The organism is Aliidongia sp. (assembly GCF_035943795.1).
Classification (GTDB): domain Bacteria; phylum Pseudomonadota; class Alphaproteobacteria; order ATCC43930; family CGMCC-115725; genus Aliidongia.
Genome location: NZ_DASZBY010000122.1, coordinates 12,934 through 28,941, shown reverse-complemented (window position 1 = coordinate 28,941; position 16,008 = coordinate 12,934). Strand labels below are relative to the sequence as shown.

The window sequence follows — 16,008 nt, the reverse complement described above, 5'->3', positions numbered from 1 at the left end:
GGCCCTCGATCTGCTCACCGATCCGGTCTATGACCATTTCCTCGACGGCGACAGCGCCTTCGCCGACCTGCCGGAAACGATGGCCCGCCTGGCGAACGACGGTGCCGGTGCGCTGTGCCGGGTCGTGGTCTATCCCTAGGAGTTCCCCCGTCATTCCCGCCTGCACGGAAAGGACGGGAGAGCAGCCTTCACCTCAGCCTTTGGAATCGCCCGCATGTACAGCGTCACCGTCAGCGACCATGTTATGATCGCCCATAGCTTCCGCGGCACCGTGTTCGGCCCGGCCCAGCGCCTGCATGGTGCGACCTATACGGTCGAGGCGACGTTCCGGCGCGAGCGGCTCGACCAGGACGGCATCGTCTGCGACATCGGCCGGGCGCTCGACGTGCTGAAGGAAGTGCTGGCACCGCTGGCGTTCGCCAACCTCGACGAGCTGCCGGAATTCGCCGGCCGCAACACCACGACCGAGTTCCTGGCCGGCGTGCTGCACGAGCGCCTGAAGGCGCGCGTCCGGGATGGCGCGCTCGGGGCCGGCACCGCCGGGGCGCTGGCCTCGCTCCAGGTCGTCTTGCGGGAATCGCCGGTCGCCTGGGCCGGCTTCGACGGGCCGCTGTGAGCCAAGCCATGGACGGGTCCTTCACCTTCATCGTTCCAGGCGACATCGAGCAGATCACCGGCGGCTATCTTTACGACCGCCGGGTGATCGAGGGGCTGCGCGCCGAAGGCCGGCGGCTCGGGCTGCTGGAACTGCTCGGGCGATTTCCCGATGCGGACTGGACCGCGCAGGCGAGTGCTGCCGCCTGCCTTGCCGCCTTGCCGGACGGCGCTGCGGTCTGCATCGACGGGCTGGCGCTTGCCGCATTCGAGGCCGTCCTGCCGGCCCATGCCGACCGGCTCGCGATCATCGTGCTGGTGCATCACGCGCTGGCGCTCGAGACCGGCCTGTCCGTCGAGGATGCGGCCCGCTATGCGACGCTCGAACGCAAATTGCTGCCGCTGTGCCAGGGGGTCCTGTGCCCGAGTGCGCGCAGTGCCGCCGATGTCGCCGCCTATGGCGTGCCGCGGGACAGGATCGCCGTGATCCCGCCGGGGACCGACCGGCCGGACGGATCGGCCGATCTACCGCCGTCCGACCGGCCCGGCATGGTCCGGCTGCTGACGGTGGCGACGGTGACCCCGCGCAAGGGCCACCGCCTGCTGGTCGAGGCACTGGCCGACATCGATCGGTCGGACTGGCACCTGACCGCGATCGGTAGCCTGGAGCGCGATCCGGCAACCGTGGCCGATCTCCGCGCCCTCATCGCCGATCGCGGGCTGGAGGACCGGGTCGATCTGGCTGGGGAATGGCCGCCCGAACGATTGTCGGAGGCCTATCGCGCGGCCGACCTGTTCGTGTTGCCGTCGTTCTACGAGGGCTATGGCATGGCCTATGCCGAGGCGATGGCCCATGGCCTGCCGATCCTCGGCACCGACGCCGGTGCCATTCCCCTGACGGTGCCGGCAACCGCAGGTATCCTGGTGCCGGCGGGCGATCGCGGTGCATTGGCCGCGGCCCTGGCGCAAATGATCGGCGATGGCGTGCTGCGCGCGCGATATGCGGCCGGCGCACGCGCCGCGGCCGACGGCTTCGTCGACTGGGCCGAGACGGCCCGACGCTGGGGCGGCGCCTTCGACCTGCTTGCCAAACGTGGCTAACGACCTGAACATGCTGCCCGATTGCGCGCGACCGGGCCGTTCCCTATGCTCAGGCTCGTGGATCGAAGGAACGCCATGACGGCACCGAAGAAGATTCTGCTGGTCGACGACGATCAGGCGCTGCGCGAGGCGCTGGCGGAGCAGTTGCGCCTGCACGAGGAATTCATCACGGAGGTGGCGGACTGCGCCGCTGCCGCGCTGGAAATCGCCAAGCACCATTACTTCGACATCCTCGTGCTCGACGTCGGGCTGCCCGACATGGACGGGCGCGAACTATGCCGGCTGATGCGGCGCAACGGCGTCCGGGCGCCGATCGTCATGCTCACCGGCGCCGACAGCGAGGCGGATACCATCCTCGGCCTCGACGCCGGCGCCAACGACTATGTGACGAAGCCGTTTCGCCTGGGCGTGCTGCTCGCCCGTTTGCGCGCACAACTGCGCCAGCACGAACAGAGCGAAGATGCGGTCTTCACCATCGGGCCCTACAGCTTCCGTCCCAGCGCGAAACTTTTGGTTGCAGAGGCGGGTAAGAAAAAGGTGCGGCTGACCGAGAAGGAAACCGCTATCCTGAAATACCTGTTGCGTGCAGGAGACCGGCCGACCGGTCGCGAGCTGCTGCTCAACGAGGTCTGGGGCTACAACGCGGCCGTGACCACGCATACGCTCGAAACGCATGTCTACCGTCTCAGGCAGAAGATCGAGCTCGATCCGTCCAAGGCGGAACTTTTGATTACCGAGCCGGGCGGATACCGCCTGGTGCCGTGACGGCGGCCCGCGAGGCCGACAGGGATTGGCAAGCTGGGGCATGAGCGCAGTGAACGACGAACAAGGACCCAAGGCTTCGGCCCCGGGACCATTCACCTGCACATTCTGGGGTGTGCGCGGCAGTATCGCCGCGCCGGGGGCGGAAACCGTTCGCTACGGCGGCAACACGCCCTGCCTGGAAGTCATCTGCGGCACGCAGCGCCTGATCCTCGATGCCGGCAGCGGCATCCGGGTGCTGGGCCACCATATGGAACCGCTGACCGGGCCGCTGGAAGTCGACATCTTCCTGACCCACACCCATCTCGATCACATCGTCGGCCTGCCGTTCTTCTCACCCGCGTTCAGTGCGGAGAACCGGCTCAAGATCTATGCCGGCCATCTGGCGCCCGAGCGCAACGTCGAGGATGTGCTGAACACGATGATGGCCGACCCGCTGTTCCCGATCCCGGTGAACGCGCTGCATTCCAACAAGACCTTCATCGATTTCCATGCCGGCGAGACCCTGCAGCCCTATCCGGGCATCACGGTCCGCACGGCACCGCTCAACCACCCGAACAAGGCGACCGGCTACCGCATCGACTATGCCGGCCGATCACTGTGCTACATCACGGATACCGAGCATTTCCCCGGCCGGCTCGACGATAATATCCTGGGGCTGATCGCCGGCGCCGACTACGTCATCTATGACGCGATGTTCACCGACGCGGAATATACTGCCAAGACCGGCTGGGGCCATTCGACCTGGCAGGAAGGCGTCAAGCTGATGGAAGCTTCGGGCGCCAAGACGCTCGTGCTGTTCCACCATGCGCCCCGGCGGACCGACGAGCAGCTCGACGCCATCGCCGCCGAAGCGGCCGCCCGCCGCCCGGGGACGATCATTGCGCGTGAGGACATGATCCTCACCCTGTGAAGCCGCTCAGCGATACGGATCGGCCGCGTCGCGCAACCCGTCGCCGAAGAAATTGAAGGCGAGCACGACGGTGAACACCGGCACGACCGGCAGCATCAGCCAGGGATAGAGCGCCACCACGTTGATGTTCTGCGCTTCGTTCAGCAGCACGCCCCAGCTGGTGATCGGCGAGCGCAGGCCCAGCCCCAGGAAGCTCAGCGCCGTCTCGCCCAGGATCATCGACGGGATCGAGATCGTCGCCGAGGCGATGAGATGGGACATGAAGCTGGGCAGCAGGTGGCGGAAGATCACGCGTCGGGGCGTGGCGCCCATCAGGATCGCCGCCGTCGCGAAATCCTCCTCCCGCAGCGCCAGGAATTTGGAACGCACGGCGCGGGCGAGGCCGGTCCAATCGAGAAAGCCCAGGATCAGCGTGATGCCGAAATAGACCAGCAGCGGGCTCCAGGTCACCGGCAGGGCCGCCGACAGCGCCATCCACAGCGGCAGCTCCGGGAAGGACCGGATGATCTCGATCACGCGCTGGGTGATCGCATCGACCCAGCCGCCGTAATAGCCGGCGAGGCCGCCGATGACGATGCCGAGCGTGAAGCTGATCGAGATGCCGATGAGGCCGATGGTCAGCGAGATCCGCGTGCCGTAGATGACGCGCGAGAGCATGTCGCGGCCCAGCCGGTCGGTGCCCAGCAGGAACAGCGTACCGTTCTCGGCCGGGCAGACCAGGTGGAACCGGCCGGAAACCACGCCCCAGAAATCATAGGGATCGCCCAGGCAGAAGAACCGCAGCGGCTGCACCTGCGCCAGGTTCGGCTCGTAGACCCGCTTGAGATTGGTCATATCGAGGCTGTAGTCGAAGCCATAGACGAACGGCCCGACGAAATGGCCCTGGTCGAACAGATGGACCTGCTGCGGCGGCGCGAAGATGAAATCCGTATGCCGGCTGTGCAGGTCGTAGGGCGCCAGCATCTCGCTGACCAGGGTCGACAGGTAGAGCAGGCCCAGGATAGCGCCCGACAGCACGGCGAGGCGGTGGCGCTTCAGCTTCCACCACATCATCCGCCATTGCGACGCGCGGTAATAGCGCTCCTGCGCCGGGCTCATCGGCTCGACGCGATTGGGCTCGAACGGCTCCTCGGAGACGAAATGGTCGAGCGGGGTGCGGGCCTCGCTCATTTGACGCTCCCGGCACCGAGCCGGATGCGCGGGTCGAGTGCCGCCAGCGCCAGGTCGCTCAGGAACACGCCGATCACCGTCAGCAAAGCCAGGAACATCAGGAATGAGCCGGCCAGGTACATGTCCTGGGAACGCAGCGCATCCAGCAGCATCGGACCGGTCGTCGGCAGCGACAGCACGACCGAGACGATGGCAGAGCCGGAAATGACATGGGGCAGCAGGGTGCCGATGTCGGAGATGAACGGGTTCAGCGACATGCGCAGCGGATATTTCATCAGGGTCCGGAATGGCGACAGGCCCTTGGCGCGTGCGGTCACGACATATTGCTTCTGCAGTTCGTCCAGCAGGTTGGCGCGCAGGCGCCGGATCATGCCGGCGGTGCCGGACAGGCCGATGACGATGACCGGAATCCACAGATGCGCCAGCACCGAGCCGAGCTTGGCGAGGCTCCAGGGTGTACCGATGAAGCGGTCGTCCATCAGCCCGCCGATCGAGATGCCGAACCAGGTATTGGCGAAATAGAGCATCACCAGCGCCAGGAGGAAATTCGGCGTCGCCAACCCCACGAAGCCCAGGAAGGTCAGGCCGTAGTCGCTCCAGCTGTACTGGTGGGTGGCGGAATAGATGCCGATGGGAAAGGCCACGATCCAGGTGAACATGATGGTCGAGAAGCTGACGATGAAAGTCAGCATCAGCCGGTCGCCGACGACCTGGGTCACCGGCAGGTTATAGGCGAAGGAATAGCCCATGTCGCCGTGCAGCAGGCCCCAGACCCAGTAGAGGTATTGCTGCCAGGCCGGCCGGTCGAGGCCGTAGATCTCGCGCAGGTAGGCGAGTTTCTGCGGGTCGACCGCCTCGCCCTGGGCCTGCAGCTCGGCCATGTATGTCGACAGATAGTCGCCGGGCGGCAGCTGGATGATGATGAACACGATCAGGCTGATCGCGAGCAGGGTCGGGATCATGACCAGCAGCCGGTGGACGATATAGCCGAACATTCCCCTTGGCTCCCCTCAGGACGGCTGGTCGGCCGGCACTTCCGGAACGAACCAGAAGCGGTCGGGCTTGTAGACGCCGAAGAAGGCGCCCGGATCGAAATTGTAGATGCCCTGTTCGGGCACGTTGCGCAGGCGGTCGGACACCACGACCGGCTGCGGCACCTCGGCGCACAGGCCGATGGTCAGGACCCGGTCGGCATGGATGGCCAGCATGCGCCGCCACAGCGATCGCCGCGCCTCGAAATCCGTCGCATTCATCCATTGATGGCCGAGCTGCATCAGTTCGGTCGCCATCGGCATGTCCGGTGCCTCGCCCGACATGCCATGGGTCTCATAATATTGCCCCCAGCGCGGCCATTGCCAATCGTTCTGCAGGGTGGGCGCCAGGGCGGCCGGGCTCATCTCGGCGTTGGCCAGGCCGTTCTCCAGGCCGCGATCGATCGACATCATGGTTTCGCCGGAAAAGATTCGGTTGTGCATCAACTCGATCTGCAGCGGCTTCGAAAACAGCTTGATGCCGACCTCGCGCCAGGTATCGCGGATCAGCTCCAGCACGTCGCTTTCCTCGGCGACCGTGCCCGCCGTTTCGACCACGATCTGCAGCGGCCTTCCGTCGGGCAGCAGGCGGATGCCCTCGCCGTTCCGTTTGGTCAGGCCGATCTCGTCCAGCAGCTTGCCTGCCTGGGCCGGGTCGTACTGCGCCCAGGCCTTGCGATCGGCCTCGTCATACAGCGGCGAGCCGGGCAGCATGGTGTTCTGGCCTTCGAGCGCCAGTCCGTAGTAGATCACGTTGTTGATTTCGTGCCGGTCGATCGCCAACGACAGGGCGCGCCGGAACCGCACGTCGCGCAGCAGGGTACGCCAGACCGGATCGGTGACATTCAGGTTCGGATACAGCGTCAACTGGCTGCCATAGCCGGTCTTCCACAGGCGGACGCGATAGCTGTTGCGCGCTTCGCCGGCCTTGAGGAACGTATAATTGTCGAAGCGCAGATAGCGCGACTGCAAATCCACCTCGCCGGCGCCGACCTTGACCGGGATGATCTTGCTGTCGGCCACGGCGGCGTTGATCCGGTCGATATAAGGCAGCTGCCGGCCCTCGCGATCGACCCGATAGTAATAGGGATTGCGCTCGAATACGAAGCGCTCGGACGGCGGCGCGGTCTTCAACACCCACGGATCGAGCGTCGGCAGGTCGGGATTGTCGTTGCGGATCGGATTGTCCATCCGGTTGTGCAGCTGGGCCCAGTTCCGCGCGTGTCCCGCCGCGACCAGGGCGGCCAGCTTGTCCTTGTCGGCGTATTTGACGTGGAACTGCTTCAGGTAATGGGCCGGCCGATAGATCGTGATCGGCGTCGGGCTGGCCAGCAGGGCCAGGAACGTCGGCATCGGTTGCGACCAGGAATATCGCACGGTGAGCGGATCGAGGATCTCGACCTTGGGCTTCTCGCCCTCGCGCAGCAGCGCCACCGGGGGACCGGTCGGGGCCAGCTGCTGGTTGTTCGCCACGTCGTCCCACCAATAGCGGAAATCCTCGGCGGTGAAGGGTTCGCCGTCGGACCAGCGATGGCCGGGCCGCAGATGCAGCGTGAAGACCCGCTCGTCCTTCTGGTCGACGCTTTCCAGCATGTCCGGCACCAGGTCATAGCTGGGCGTATAAGCCATCAGCCGGGCATAGCCGATGATCGCGAGCAGGCGGGTCTCGCGCGCGCTCGAAATCAGCACGTGCAGTTCCCCGCCGGGCTGGCCCGGCCGGCCCGTCTCGATCGCCGGGTCGCTCGGGATGCGCTGCTCGACCGGCGGCAGCTTGCCGGCCGCGACGTCGGCGGCAAGCGAGGGGGTCTCGATGTAGCTGAGCGCCTGGGCCTTCCCGCCGGTCAGCAGGCACAGAAGGATCGTGAAGGTCGGCAGCAGGCGGTTCACGGCACGGCTCCCACGGCTTCGACCCAATGACCGTCGCCCAGGTCGACCGGTGCGGGCCGATGGGTCTCGTCGCGGGTGAACGGCAGCGGCCAGGCGGCGGGGTTCGACGCCTTACCGCCCATCAGTGCCTCGAAATCGAGCTTGTGGTTCAGGTCCGGCGTCGGCACCGCCGCCAGCAGGGCCTTGGTGTAAGGATGCCGCGGGTCCTGGAACAGGGCCCGCCGCGGCGCCAGCTCGACGATCCGGCCGGCGCACATGACCGCGATCCGGTCGGCGACGTAATCGACCACCGCCAGATTATGCGAAACGAACAGGTAGGTCAGGCCCAGCCGCTGCTGTAGATCCTTCAGCAGGTTCAGCACCTGGGCCTGGATCGACACGTCGAGCGCCGAGACCGGCTCGTCGCAAATCAGCAGGTCCGGGTTGAGCGCCAGGGCGCGCGCGATGCCGATGCGCTGGCGCTGGCCGCCCGAGAAACTATGGGGATAGCGCTTCAGCTGGTTGCGGTCGAGGCCTACGAGCTGCACCAGTTCCTCGACCCGGGCGCGCCGCTCGGCGGCATCGCCGATGCCATGGACCAGCAGCGGTTCGGCCAGGATGTCGAACACGTTCATGCGCGGATTGAGCGCGCTGAACGGATCCTGGAACACGTACTGCACCCGACGGCGGAAGCGGGTCAGGTCCTTGCCGTCGAGCGCCAGCACGTCGATCTCGGTGTCGCCGTCGCGGAACCGCACCTGGCCGGCGTCGGGCGCCACCGCGCGCAGCAGCATCTTCGACAAGGTGGTCTTGCCGCAGCCGCTCTCGCCGACCAGCCCCAGGCATTCGCCGGTCTCGATCGTCAGGTCGATGCCGTCGACCGCCTTGACCGGCTCGCTGCCCTTGCGGGTGGCATAGCTTTTGGTCAGCCCCCTGATGGTCAGCAGCGGTGCCTGGTTGGTCTCGCGCGCGATCCGGCGCGGCGCCAAGTACTTCGTTTCCGAGATCGGCGGGATCTCGCGGATCGGCACCAGCCGGTCTTCCGGCCCCATGTCGAACCGCGGCACCGCCGCCAGCAGCGCCTTCAGGTAAGGATGGCGCGGATCGCGGAACAGGTCCTTGGCCGTGCCCTGCTCGACGACCTTGCCGCGATACATGACCACGACTTCCTCGGCGACGTTCGCGACCACGCCCAGGTCATGGGTGATCAGCAGCACGGCCATGCCCAGCTCGGCCTGCAGGTCCTGGATCAGCTTCAGGATTTGGGCCTGGATCGTGACATCCAGCGCCGTGGTCGGCTCGTCCGCGATCAGCAGCGACGGGCGGCAAACCAGCGCCATCGCGATCATCGCGCGCTGGCGCAGGCCACCCGACAGTTCGAACGGATAGGTCGACAGCGCCTTCTTCGGGTTCTTGAACCCGACCAGGCGCAGCATCTCGCTGGTCAGCTCGTGCGCGTTGGCCTTGTTGGCCTCCCGATGCAGCAGCAGTGCCTCGGAAATCTGGTTGCCGACCGTGTGCAGCGGCGACAGCGACGTCATCGGTTCCTGAAAGATGATCGAGATGCTGCCGCCGCGGATTTCGCGGAGGGCGGGGCCGTTGCGGTCGAGTGCCGCGATGTCGACGGGCGCGGGCGCGCTCGGTTCGGCGAACAGGATCTGGCCGCCGGTGATGCTGCCGGCCGCCGGCAGGATGCCCATGATCGCCTGGCTGACCACCGACTTGCCGGAACCGGATTCGCCGACCAGCGCCACCGTGCCGCCGTGCGGCACGCGGAACGAAACGCCCCGCACCGCCTCGAACGGGCCGGCGGGCGTCGCGAAACTGACCTTGAGGTCGCGAACCTGCAGCAGATCGGCCATCAGCCCGCCACCATCCCGCCGAGCTCGCTGCCGCGCGGCACGGGCACGTCGAGGGCGGCCAGGTTGCCTTCGGTCGAAGGATCGACCGTCAGGCCGCGCCGCTTTGCCGCCGCCGCCGCCTGGCGGACGATGGTCTCGAAACCCTCGACCTGGCTTTCGATCGCCAACTTGATGCCCGGTCCGGTCAGGGTCAGCTCCATCCAGCCACGCTTGCGGTCGCGGCGGGTCGAGAAATAGCGCAGCTTCAGCCCGTCGAGCGCCGTCCAGGCCAACCGCTTGCCCATCGGCCCGACGACGGCGATGCCGGCCTCGTCCAGCACGATCCGGCTGCGCCCCCGCAGGATCGTCCGCACGCCGAAACTCAGCAGCAGGGCGGCGACCAGGCCGAATACCAGATGCAGCGCCCAATGCATCGGCACGAGCGCGATCGCGAGGAAGACGAGGCCGGCGGCGCCCCGGGCATAATCCTCGACCAGGCTGCGGGTCGGATAGCGATGCTCGCTCATGCCGGCCAGATCTCCCGGGCCGACGTCCAGGCGGCGGCCGGATGGTCCGCGATCAGGCGCGCGAGACCGGTCGCAAACCGCTCCGTCCCGGCATCGTCGAGCAGGTGATGGGTCAAGAGGCCGACCGGCGTCGCGTCCTGTCCGATCCGGCGTGCGGCAAGGTGACGGGCCGTCTCGGCGACGAGGTCGGCCGCCGGGCGGCAGCGCCGCGTGCCGCGCCAGTCGACCGGATCGAGGTCGCTGTTGACCTGGCGCAGCCCCGGCATCGTTTCCCGCCGAGGGCCGGCCGTGGACAGGCCGATGAAGCCGGCTTGCGGGAGCAAGGGGACGAGATCGTCGGCGATGCGGTTCCAGGGCGGCACCAGCACCGGCAGGAACCCCACCCCGAACAGCGCTTCGAGCTTACGTCGGCCCTCGGCGAGCGCACCTGCCAGCGAGACGGCCGGCCGGCTGGTGCCGAGCTCTGCCTTCTTGGCCGGCGGTACAGCATGATTGTCGTGGGCGATGCCGTGCTGCAGCACCGTCACGCGCCCGACGCCGGCCAAGCGGTGCGCCAGTTCGACGGTCGCATGCGCCGGAATGACGGCCAGCGCCAGCGGGACGGCCAAAGCCAGAAGTCGATCGAGCGCCGCCGAAGGCTGGATCGCGTCATCGTCGCGCCACCAGAAACGGGCGATGCGCCCCATTGCCGCCCAAGCCGCCAACTCGGCTTCGAGCGGTGCCCAAATCGACGTCCGGATGGACGGTGCGATACGCTGGGCGGATAGGCTCAAGGGCGAACAACCTTCTGCGAATGAGCTGATACGGGCGGTCGAAACAGGCGTTTCGACTTTCTCTCTAACACGGATCGGCGGCAATTCCTGCTGTTCATGGCGTCCTTTCGGCGACCATTTGCAAGATCGCCCGTGCCGAGTGCCCGGCGCCATCGAGATCTACCGCGAGCGGCGGCGGCAACTGGGCCCGATCGATCGCCGCGGCGAGCGTTTGCGGACCGAGCGCGTCCGCCTCGACCATCTGGGCCATGCCGGCCGCGGCCAGCAGGCGGGCGCGCAGCGTCTGCTCGGTTTCCGCGGCCTCGGCGAACGGCACCAGGACCATGGGGACCCGTGCCTGCAGCAGTTCGACGGCGGTATTGTAGCCGGCCTGGCTGATCGACAGGGCGGCGCGCCGGAACAGGGCCGGCAGATCGGGGCGGAACCGCTCGACCGTTACGCCATCGCCGCCCGCCCGGACCAGGGCGGTGAAATCGCTCTCCGGCAGGTTCCGCCCGGTGATGAGCCGCCAGGATGTCGCGGCATGGCGCGTCAGCGGGCGGGCGGCGAGCGCGGCTTGCAGCAGGGCGGCACCGACTACGCCGCCACCGGCCGACACCACGACCTCGCCATGGGGTATTTCGGGACCGGGCGGCGCGGCGACGGGCGCGACGAAGCCGGTATAGCGGATGCGCCCGGCCAGCTCGATCGCCTCCGGCAGGCTCGCCTCCAGCCGGATCAATCGGGGATCGGCATGGACCAGCACCCGGTCGTAGTCGGCGCAAAACCGCTCGACCATGGCGCGTCGTTTCGCGGGATCGGCCTTCGCCACCAGGATGTCGCGGATCGAGGCGACCAGGATCGGGCGGGGCACGGCGGCCCGCACGGCGTCGATCAGCGGCTCCAGTTCGAACCGCAGGGCGCGGCGGCCGAACGGGTAGGTCTCGGTCACGACGATGTCGGGCCGGCTTCGGGCGAAGGCATCGAGCACCAGCTGCCGCCGCTCGGCCTGAACCGCGGCGTCGAGCGGCCGATCGTCGAGGCCGACCAAGGTGCGGAAACTGGCATCGGTCGCCCGCAGCGGCGGCAATTGCACGACACGGCCGCCGTCCAGCCCGAAGCCGGGCAGGGGCATGCCGCCGGTCACCAGCGTGACGGCGGCGCCCTCGGCGACCAGTGCCCGGGCGATGAGCCCGGCGCGCTGCAGATGGCCGGTGCCCAACAGGTGCTGGACGTGGATCAGTACGCGGGCGGTCATCGGTCGAGGCCGATGTTGGCCTGGACCAGATGCGGTGATCCGGCGGCATCGAGTTCGAACAGGTGGATCGTCGCGGGCCGCAGCGTGACCGGCGCCTTGTCCCGCATGTCCCAGCCGGTCGCGAGAGCCAGCAGCGCCCGCAGCACGCCCTTGTGCGTGACGGCGCCGGTCGGCCGGCCCTCGGCCGCCAGTCGCACCAGCAGGGGACGCAGCCGATGCTGGACAGCGCGGGGGCTCTCGCCATCCGGCGGTTGCAGATCGAGCCCAGCCGCTTCGGCCGCGGCCATGCCGGGGGGGTCCGCCGCGCGGAGATCCGCCAGCGTTCGGCCCTCCCAGCGACCCCAGGCCATTTCGATCAGCATTGGTTCGACGGTCGGCCGGATCGCCAGGACCTCGGCCGTTTCGATCGCGCGACGGAGCGGACTGGCCAGCCAGTGAAACCCGGCGACCGCATCGGGCAGGCGCCATTGCGCGGCCAGGGTTCGGCCGGCGGCACTCAGCGGCGGATCCGATCGGCCCTGCAGGCGTCGGCTGTCGTTCCACTCGGTCGGCGCATGGCGCATCACGGCGAACCGCGTCATGGCAGGCCACGCAGGATCGCGTCCAGCCGCCGGGCGGCGGTGGGCAACCCGTGATGGGCGGCGGCGTGGGCGCGCGCGTTCCGGCCCATCACGCGGCGAAGATCGGGATCGTCGAGCAGCCGGGCGACCGCGCCCGCCAGCGCGACCTCATCGCCCTCGGCCGCCAGCAGGCCGGTTTCGTCCTCGACGACGATCGAGGGCACCCCGCCGACCCGGCCGGCCACGACCGGCAGGCCGGCCGCCTCGGCCTCGAGCAGCGCCATGCCCCAGGCCTCGCGCAACGCCGGCCAGACCAGGCAGTCCGCCGCGGCGAGCGTCGCGGAGATCCGGCACGGCGGCATGGCGCCCAGCCAGGCGACGCGGCGCGCCACGGGGGCGAGGGCCGCCTCGACCTCCGCACGGGCCTCGCCGTCGCCGACGACCAGCAGCTGCCAGGGCCGGTCCTGGATCCGGCTCAGGGCCGCGCCGAGCAGGCGATACGAGGCGAGCTTGTCGCCCGGCCGCATCATGGCGACCGCAATCAGCCACGGCCGGTCCGGGTCCAGGCAATGTTGCGCGGCGAGGCTCGCCCGGGTCAGGAGGCGCTGCTCCCGCGCCGCGTCGAACGGTGCGAGGTCGAGAAACGGGCGCAGGGCATGATAACGTGCAGGGTCGGCCAGCAGCGGCAGAACGCAGGGCGCATCCGCCGGATTGAGCCCGATGACGGCGGCGGCCCGGCCCAGCGCCGCGGCCACGGCGGCATGCCCCGCTGCCCAGGGGCCCGCTGCCTGCTTCGGCGCGGACGACGCCTCGGCCACGACGTAGGGGATGCCCAGCCGTGCGGCGACGGCCGGGCCGATCAGGTCCGGCGCCTTGTGATACAGGTGATAGGTGAACCATAGGTCCGGCGGCGCTGCGCGATCCAGGATGCGATCGACTTGGCGGTGGCCGAGCCGTGCCAGCCGGGCCTGGCGAGCGGGATCGCCCAGACCGTCGCGGCTGCGGCACCGGCTCATCACCGCCACCTCGAGGCCGGCCATTTCCAGGGCCTGGATCAACAGCCTGGCCACCAGCCGATCACCCGACGGAACCGGATGGTCGGGCGGCTTCAGCGGCGCGTAGAAGCCGACGCGCATGCTGCCTCGCTCGGGATCGGGCCGCCCAGCAGGCCGGTCAGGCGATCGACCGTCGCTTGGAAACCGAACCGTTCGCGCACCCGCGCCTGGCCGGCGGCGGCCAGGCGTTCGCGCAGCACGGGTTCGCGGATCAAGCGTTCGAGGGCGGCGGCCAGCGCCGCGGGATCGCCCGGTGCGACCAGCAGGCCGGTGCGATCGGCCTCGATCAGCTCCGGAATTGCCGCCACCCGTGTGGCGAGGCAAGCGAGACGCTGGCTCTGCGCTTCCATCAGCACGTTGGGCAGGCCATCGCGGTCGCCGTCCGCGGCGATGCGGCTCGCCAGCACGAACAGGTCGGCGGCCCGATAGGCGGCCAGCACCTCTTCCTGGGCCGCGGCACCGCGCCAGTCGATCCGATCGGCCAGGCCAAGCGCCGCGGCCCGGGTTTTCAGCGCCGCGGCATCCGTTCCGCCGCCGATATGGACGAGCTGCCAATGCCGGTCGGCCGGCAGGCGGGCAAGCGCGTCGAGCAGGTCCGGATAGCCCTTCTTCGCGACCGCGCGACCGACCGACAGCAGCCGGACCGGCCGGTTCGGATCGCTGCCGTCGCGCGCATCATCGCGGGCGGGGGCGACGGGGAAGCGGCGGAAATCGAGGCCGTGATAGCCCAGAAAAACCGTCTTGCCGGCGGGACTCAGGCTTGCCAGGTGATCGCGGCCGACGGCGGTGCAGGTCGTGGCCCAGGCGCAATCGGCCAGCTTCTCGCGCTTTTCCCAATCGGGCGTGGTCCAGATGTCCTTGGCATGGGCCGAGACCGCCCAGTCGAGGCCCCGCAGCCCGGCCGCGTAGCGCGCGACGGAGGCCGGCGTGTGCAGGAAATGAGCGTAGATCATGTCGACGGCCGCAGGCAGTTCCGCGGCCAGCACCAAGGCCTGGCCCCAGCGACGCAGGCGGTTGCGTGTGGGATCGCGCCGGAGGTCGCGGAGGAACGCGGCGCGCATCGCGCGATAGGCCGGCAGCCGCCGCGCCAGGCGCCAGGCGCGGAACACACGGCCCGGTGCCTCGTGCAGATATTCCGGCAGGTAATTTACCGGGGCCGCGATCTCGCGATGGATCGGATGGGTGCTCCGGTCGGTCGGCCGTCGCAGCGACACCAGCTCCAGTGCCAGCCCGGCCTGCTCCAGCGCCCGGATCTCCTGGGCGATGAAGGTCTCGCTCAGTCTTGGATAGCCTTTGACGACGACGGCGATCCGCCTCATGCGGACGGACGGGCCTGGCGGCGTGCCGTCACCGGCGGGCGGATCTCGGCAGGGCGATCGATCAGGCCCAGCGCCAGGCGGTTGACCTCGTCGAGCCCGCCCAGCAGTCCCTCGACATAGCGGGCCGACGGCACCGGCTGGTCCGGCAAGCGCTGCAGCGCCTCGATCATGGCCGCGGGCGCGCGGATGTCGTCGTTCTCCAGCATGCGCGACAGGCCCAGCTGCTGCGCCCGCTCGGCGCGCAGGAACTGTTCGAGCCGCGGTTCGGTCCGGGGCACGATCAGCGCCTTCTTGTCGAACGACAGGATCTCGCAGAACGTATTGTAGCCGCCCATGGCGACGATGCCGGCGGCATCCTGCACCAGCCGTTCCAGCCGGGCGTCGAACGTGATCGCCGACAGCCGCGGCTGGGCCGCAACGCGCGCCGTGAACGCAGCCTGGCGCTCCGTCGACATGAACGGACCGAACACGATCAAGGCCGGCCAGGGCAGGTCGTCGGTCGCCTCGTAGGCCGAGATCACCCAATCGATCATGGTCTCGCCGTCGCCGCCGCCGCCGGGCGTGACCAGCAGGTAGGGCTCGTCGAACGGCGCGGTGACGCCCGCCGTGGCGAGCGTCGGCGCGCTGCGCTTCAGGTAGCCGGTGTAGCGCATCTTGTCGCGCACCGACGGCGGCACGGCGAGGCCCTCGAGCGGGTCGCAGATCTCCGGCAGTCCATAGACCCAGATCTGCTCGTAAAGCTCTTCCAGCGCCGGCATCACGTGCTTGCGCTCCCATTCCTCTTCGAGCTGGCCCGGATCGTCCATGATGTCGCGCAGGCCCAGCACCGACGGCACGCCGCGGTCGCGCATCAGCTCCAAGGTCGGCCGGACCTCGCCGCGCAGGCCCAGCGGCTCCTTGTCGACGATGAACAGGTCGGGATCGAAGATCGCCGCGGTATGGCGCATGATCGACGCGCGCATCTCCAGCGTTTCTTCGATCGCGAAAGGCAGGTTGAGCGACGTATAGGAGCCGTTCCGCAGCTTGATGACCCCGGGCACACGGACGAAATCGACCCGGGTGCGGAAATCGAAGCTGCCGATGATCGGCGAACCCGATAGGATCAGGACGGAAAGTCGTGGATCGGCATCGACCAATGCATGCGCGATGGTCCGGCAGCGCCTCAGGTGACCGAGGCCCATGCTGTCGTGGCTATAGATCAGGACGCGCTTGTGTGGACGAGGAGACAACATCTTGACCGTCGGAGGCACTTCGGCGGG

Annotated in this window: 15 protein-coding genes; 4 read left to right on the top strand and 11 right to left on the bottom strand. The window is 68.6% G+C overall.

Going from position 1 to position 16,008, the window contains the following annotated elements:
• Window positions 1-214 precede the first annotated feature (214 nt).
• The 4 genes from VGV37_RS24585 (at window position 215) to VGV37_RS24570 (ending at window position 3,370) form a co-directional block, all read left to right on the top strand.
• Window positions 215-616 (top strand): 6-carboxytetrahydropterin synthase, encoded by a 402-nt coding sequence (locus tag VGV37_RS24585; RefSeq protein WP_326882428.1) that lies wholly within the window; start codon window positions 215-217, stop codon window positions 614-616.
• Between the two features lie 8 nt (window positions 617-624).
• The gene (locus tag VGV37_RS24580) at window positions 625-1,695 is read left to right on the top strand and encodes a glycosyltransferase family 4 protein (protein WP_326882427.1); all 1,071 of its coding nucleotides are present in this window, start codon (window positions 625-627) and stop codon (window positions 1,693-1,695) included.
• Window positions 1,696-1,770: 75 nt separating this feature from the next.
• Window positions 1,771-2,460: a response regulator transcription factor gene (locus VGV37_RS24575; RefSeq protein WP_326882431.1), complete on the top strand. Its 690-nt coding sequence runs from the start codon at window positions 1,771-1,773 to the stop codon at window positions 2,458-2,460.
• A 40-nt stretch (window positions 2,461-2,500) separates the two neighbouring features.
• A complete protein-coding gene (locus VGV37_RS24570; RefSeq protein ID WP_326882426.1) occupies window positions 2,501-3,370 on the top strand; it encodes an MBL fold metallo-hydrolase in 870 nt (289 codons plus the stop codon).
• A 6-nt stretch (window positions 3,371-3,376) separates the two neighbouring features.
• On the opposite strand, the gene VGV37_RS24565 is transcribed toward VGV37_RS24570, so the two are convergent.
• The 11 genes from VGV37_RS24565 to VGV37_RS24515 form a co-directional block, all read right to left on the bottom strand.
• The gene (locus VGV37_RS24565) at window positions 3,377-4,540 is read right to left on the bottom strand and encodes an ABC transporter permease (RefSeq protein WP_326882425.1); all 1,164 of its coding nucleotides are present in this window, start codon (window positions 4,538-4,540) and stop codon (window positions 3,377-3,379) included.
• The gene (locus tag VGV37_RS24560; RefSeq protein ID WP_326882424.1) at window positions 4,537-5,535 is read right to left on the bottom strand and encodes an ABC transporter permease; all 999 of its coding nucleotides are present in this window, start codon (window positions 5,533-5,535) and stop codon (window positions 4,537-4,539) included. Before VGV37_RS24560 ends, VGV37_RS24565 begins: the two co-directional genes overlap by 4 nt.
• Window positions 5,536-5,550: 15 nt before the next feature.
• Window positions 5,551-7,458, bottom strand: a complete 1,908-nt coding sequence (locus tag VGV37_RS24555; protein ID WP_326882423.1) for an ABC transporter substrate-binding protein — start codon at window positions 7,456-7,458, stop codon at window positions 5,551-5,553.
• Complete coding sequence (locus tag VGV37_RS24550) at window positions 7,455-9,299, bottom strand: ABC transporter ATP-binding protein (protein ID WP_326882422.1); 1,845 nt, start codon at window positions 9,297-9,299, stop codon at window positions 7,455-7,457. Before VGV37_RS24550 ends, VGV37_RS24555 begins: the two co-directional genes overlap by 4 nt.
• Window positions 9,299-9,805, bottom strand: coding sequence for a hypothetical protein (locus VGV37_RS24545; protein WP_326882421.1), 507 nt, complete (start codon window positions 9,803-9,805; stop codon window positions 9,299-9,301). Before VGV37_RS24545 ends, VGV37_RS24550 begins: the two co-directional genes overlap by 1 nt.
• Window positions 9,802-10,578 (bottom strand): hypothetical protein, encoded by a 777-nt coding sequence (locus VGV37_RS24540; RefSeq protein WP_326882420.1) that lies wholly within the window; start codon window positions 10,576-10,578, stop codon window positions 9,802-9,804. Before VGV37_RS24540 ends, VGV37_RS24545 begins: the two co-directional genes overlap by 4 nt.
• A gap of 94 nt (window positions 10,579-10,672) precedes the next feature.
• Window positions 10,673-11,815 carry a glycosyltransferase family protein gene (locus VGV37_RS24535; protein WP_326882419.1) on the bottom strand — a complete coding sequence of 381 codons (1,143 nt, stop codon included), beginning with the start codon at window positions 11,813-11,815 and terminating at the stop codon, window positions 10,673-10,675.
• Window positions 11,812-12,396: a histidine phosphatase family protein gene (locus VGV37_RS24530; RefSeq protein ID WP_326882418.1), complete on the bottom strand. Its 585-nt coding sequence runs from the start codon at window positions 12,394-12,396 to the stop codon at window positions 11,812-11,814. Before VGV37_RS24530 ends, VGV37_RS24535 begins: the two co-directional genes overlap by 4 nt.
• Entirely contained in the window at window positions 12,393-13,511 is a 1,119-nt protein-coding gene (locus VGV37_RS24525; RefSeq protein WP_326882417.1) for a glycosyltransferase family 4 protein, read from the bottom strand. The genes VGV37_RS24530 and VGV37_RS24525 overlap by 4 nt, the downstream gene beginning before the upstream one ends.
• A complete protein-coding gene (locus VGV37_RS24520) occupies window positions 13,484-14,749 on the bottom strand; it encodes a glycosyltransferase family 4 protein (RefSeq protein WP_326882416.1) in 1,266 nt (421 codons plus the stop codon). The genes VGV37_RS24525 and VGV37_RS24520 overlap by 28 nt, the downstream gene beginning before the upstream one ends.
• A complete protein-coding gene (locus VGV37_RS24515; protein WP_326882415.1) occupies window positions 14,746-15,981 on the bottom strand; it encodes a glycosyltransferase family protein in 1,236 nt (411 codons plus the stop codon). Before VGV37_RS24515 ends, VGV37_RS24520 begins: the two co-directional genes overlap by 4 nt.
• Window positions 15,982-16,008: the final 27 nt, after the last annotated feature.

Excerpts from the sequence above, each read along its gene's own strand:
- VGV37_RS24545 (WP_326882421.1), bottom strand. The coding sequence starts at position 9,805 with ATGAGCGAGCATCGCTATCCGACCCGCAGCCTGGTCGAGGATTATGCC.
- VGV37_RS24550 (WP_326882422.1), bottom strand. The coding sequence starts at position 9,299 with ATGGCCGATCTGCTGCAGGTTCGCGACCTCAAGGTCAGTTTCGCGACG.
- VGV37_RS24570 (WP_326882426.1), top strand. The coding sequence starts at position 2,501 with ATGAGCGCAGTGAACGACGAACAAGGACCCAAGGCTTCGGCCCCGGGA.
- VGV37_RS24525 (WP_326882417.1), bottom strand. The coding sequence starts at position 13,511 with ATGCGCGTCGGCTTCTACGCGCCGCTGAAGCCGCCCGACCATCCGGTT.
- VGV37_RS24560 (WP_326882424.1), bottom strand. The coding sequence starts at position 5,535 with ATGTTCGGCTATATCGTCCACCGGCTGCTGGTCATGATCCCGACCCTG.
- VGV37_RS24575 (WP_326882431.1), top strand. The coding sequence starts at position 1,771 with ATGACGGCACCGAAGAAGATTCTGCTGGTCGACGACGATCAGGCGCTG.
- VGV37_RS24530 (WP_326882418.1), bottom strand. The coding sequence starts at position 12,396 with ATGACGCGGTTCGCCGTGATGCGCCATGCGCCGACCGAGTGGAACGAC.
- VGV37_RS24580 (WP_326882427.1), top strand. The coding sequence starts at position 625 with ATGGACGGGTCCTTCACCTTCATCGTTCCAGGCGACATCGAGCAGATC.
- VGV37_RS24515 (WP_326882415.1), bottom strand. The coding sequence starts at position 15,981 with ATGTTGTCTCCTCGTCCACACAAGCGCGTCCTGATCTATAGCCACGAC.
- VGV37_RS24585 (WP_326882428.1), top strand. The coding sequence starts at position 215 with ATGTACAGCGTCACCGTCAGCGACCATGTTATGATCGCCCATAGCTTC.
- VGV37_RS24565 (WP_326882425.1), bottom strand. The coding sequence starts at position 4,540 with ATGAGCGAGGCCCGCACCCCGCTCGACCATTTCGTCTCCGAGGAGCCG.
- VGV37_RS24535 (WP_326882419.1), bottom strand. The coding sequence starts at position 11,815 with ATGACCGCCCGCGTACTGATCCACGTCCAGCACCTGTTGGGCACCGGC.
- VGV37_RS24520 (WP_326882416.1), bottom strand. The coding sequence starts at position 14,749 with ATGAGGCGGATCGCCGTCGTCGTCAAAGGCTATCCAAGACTGAGCGAG.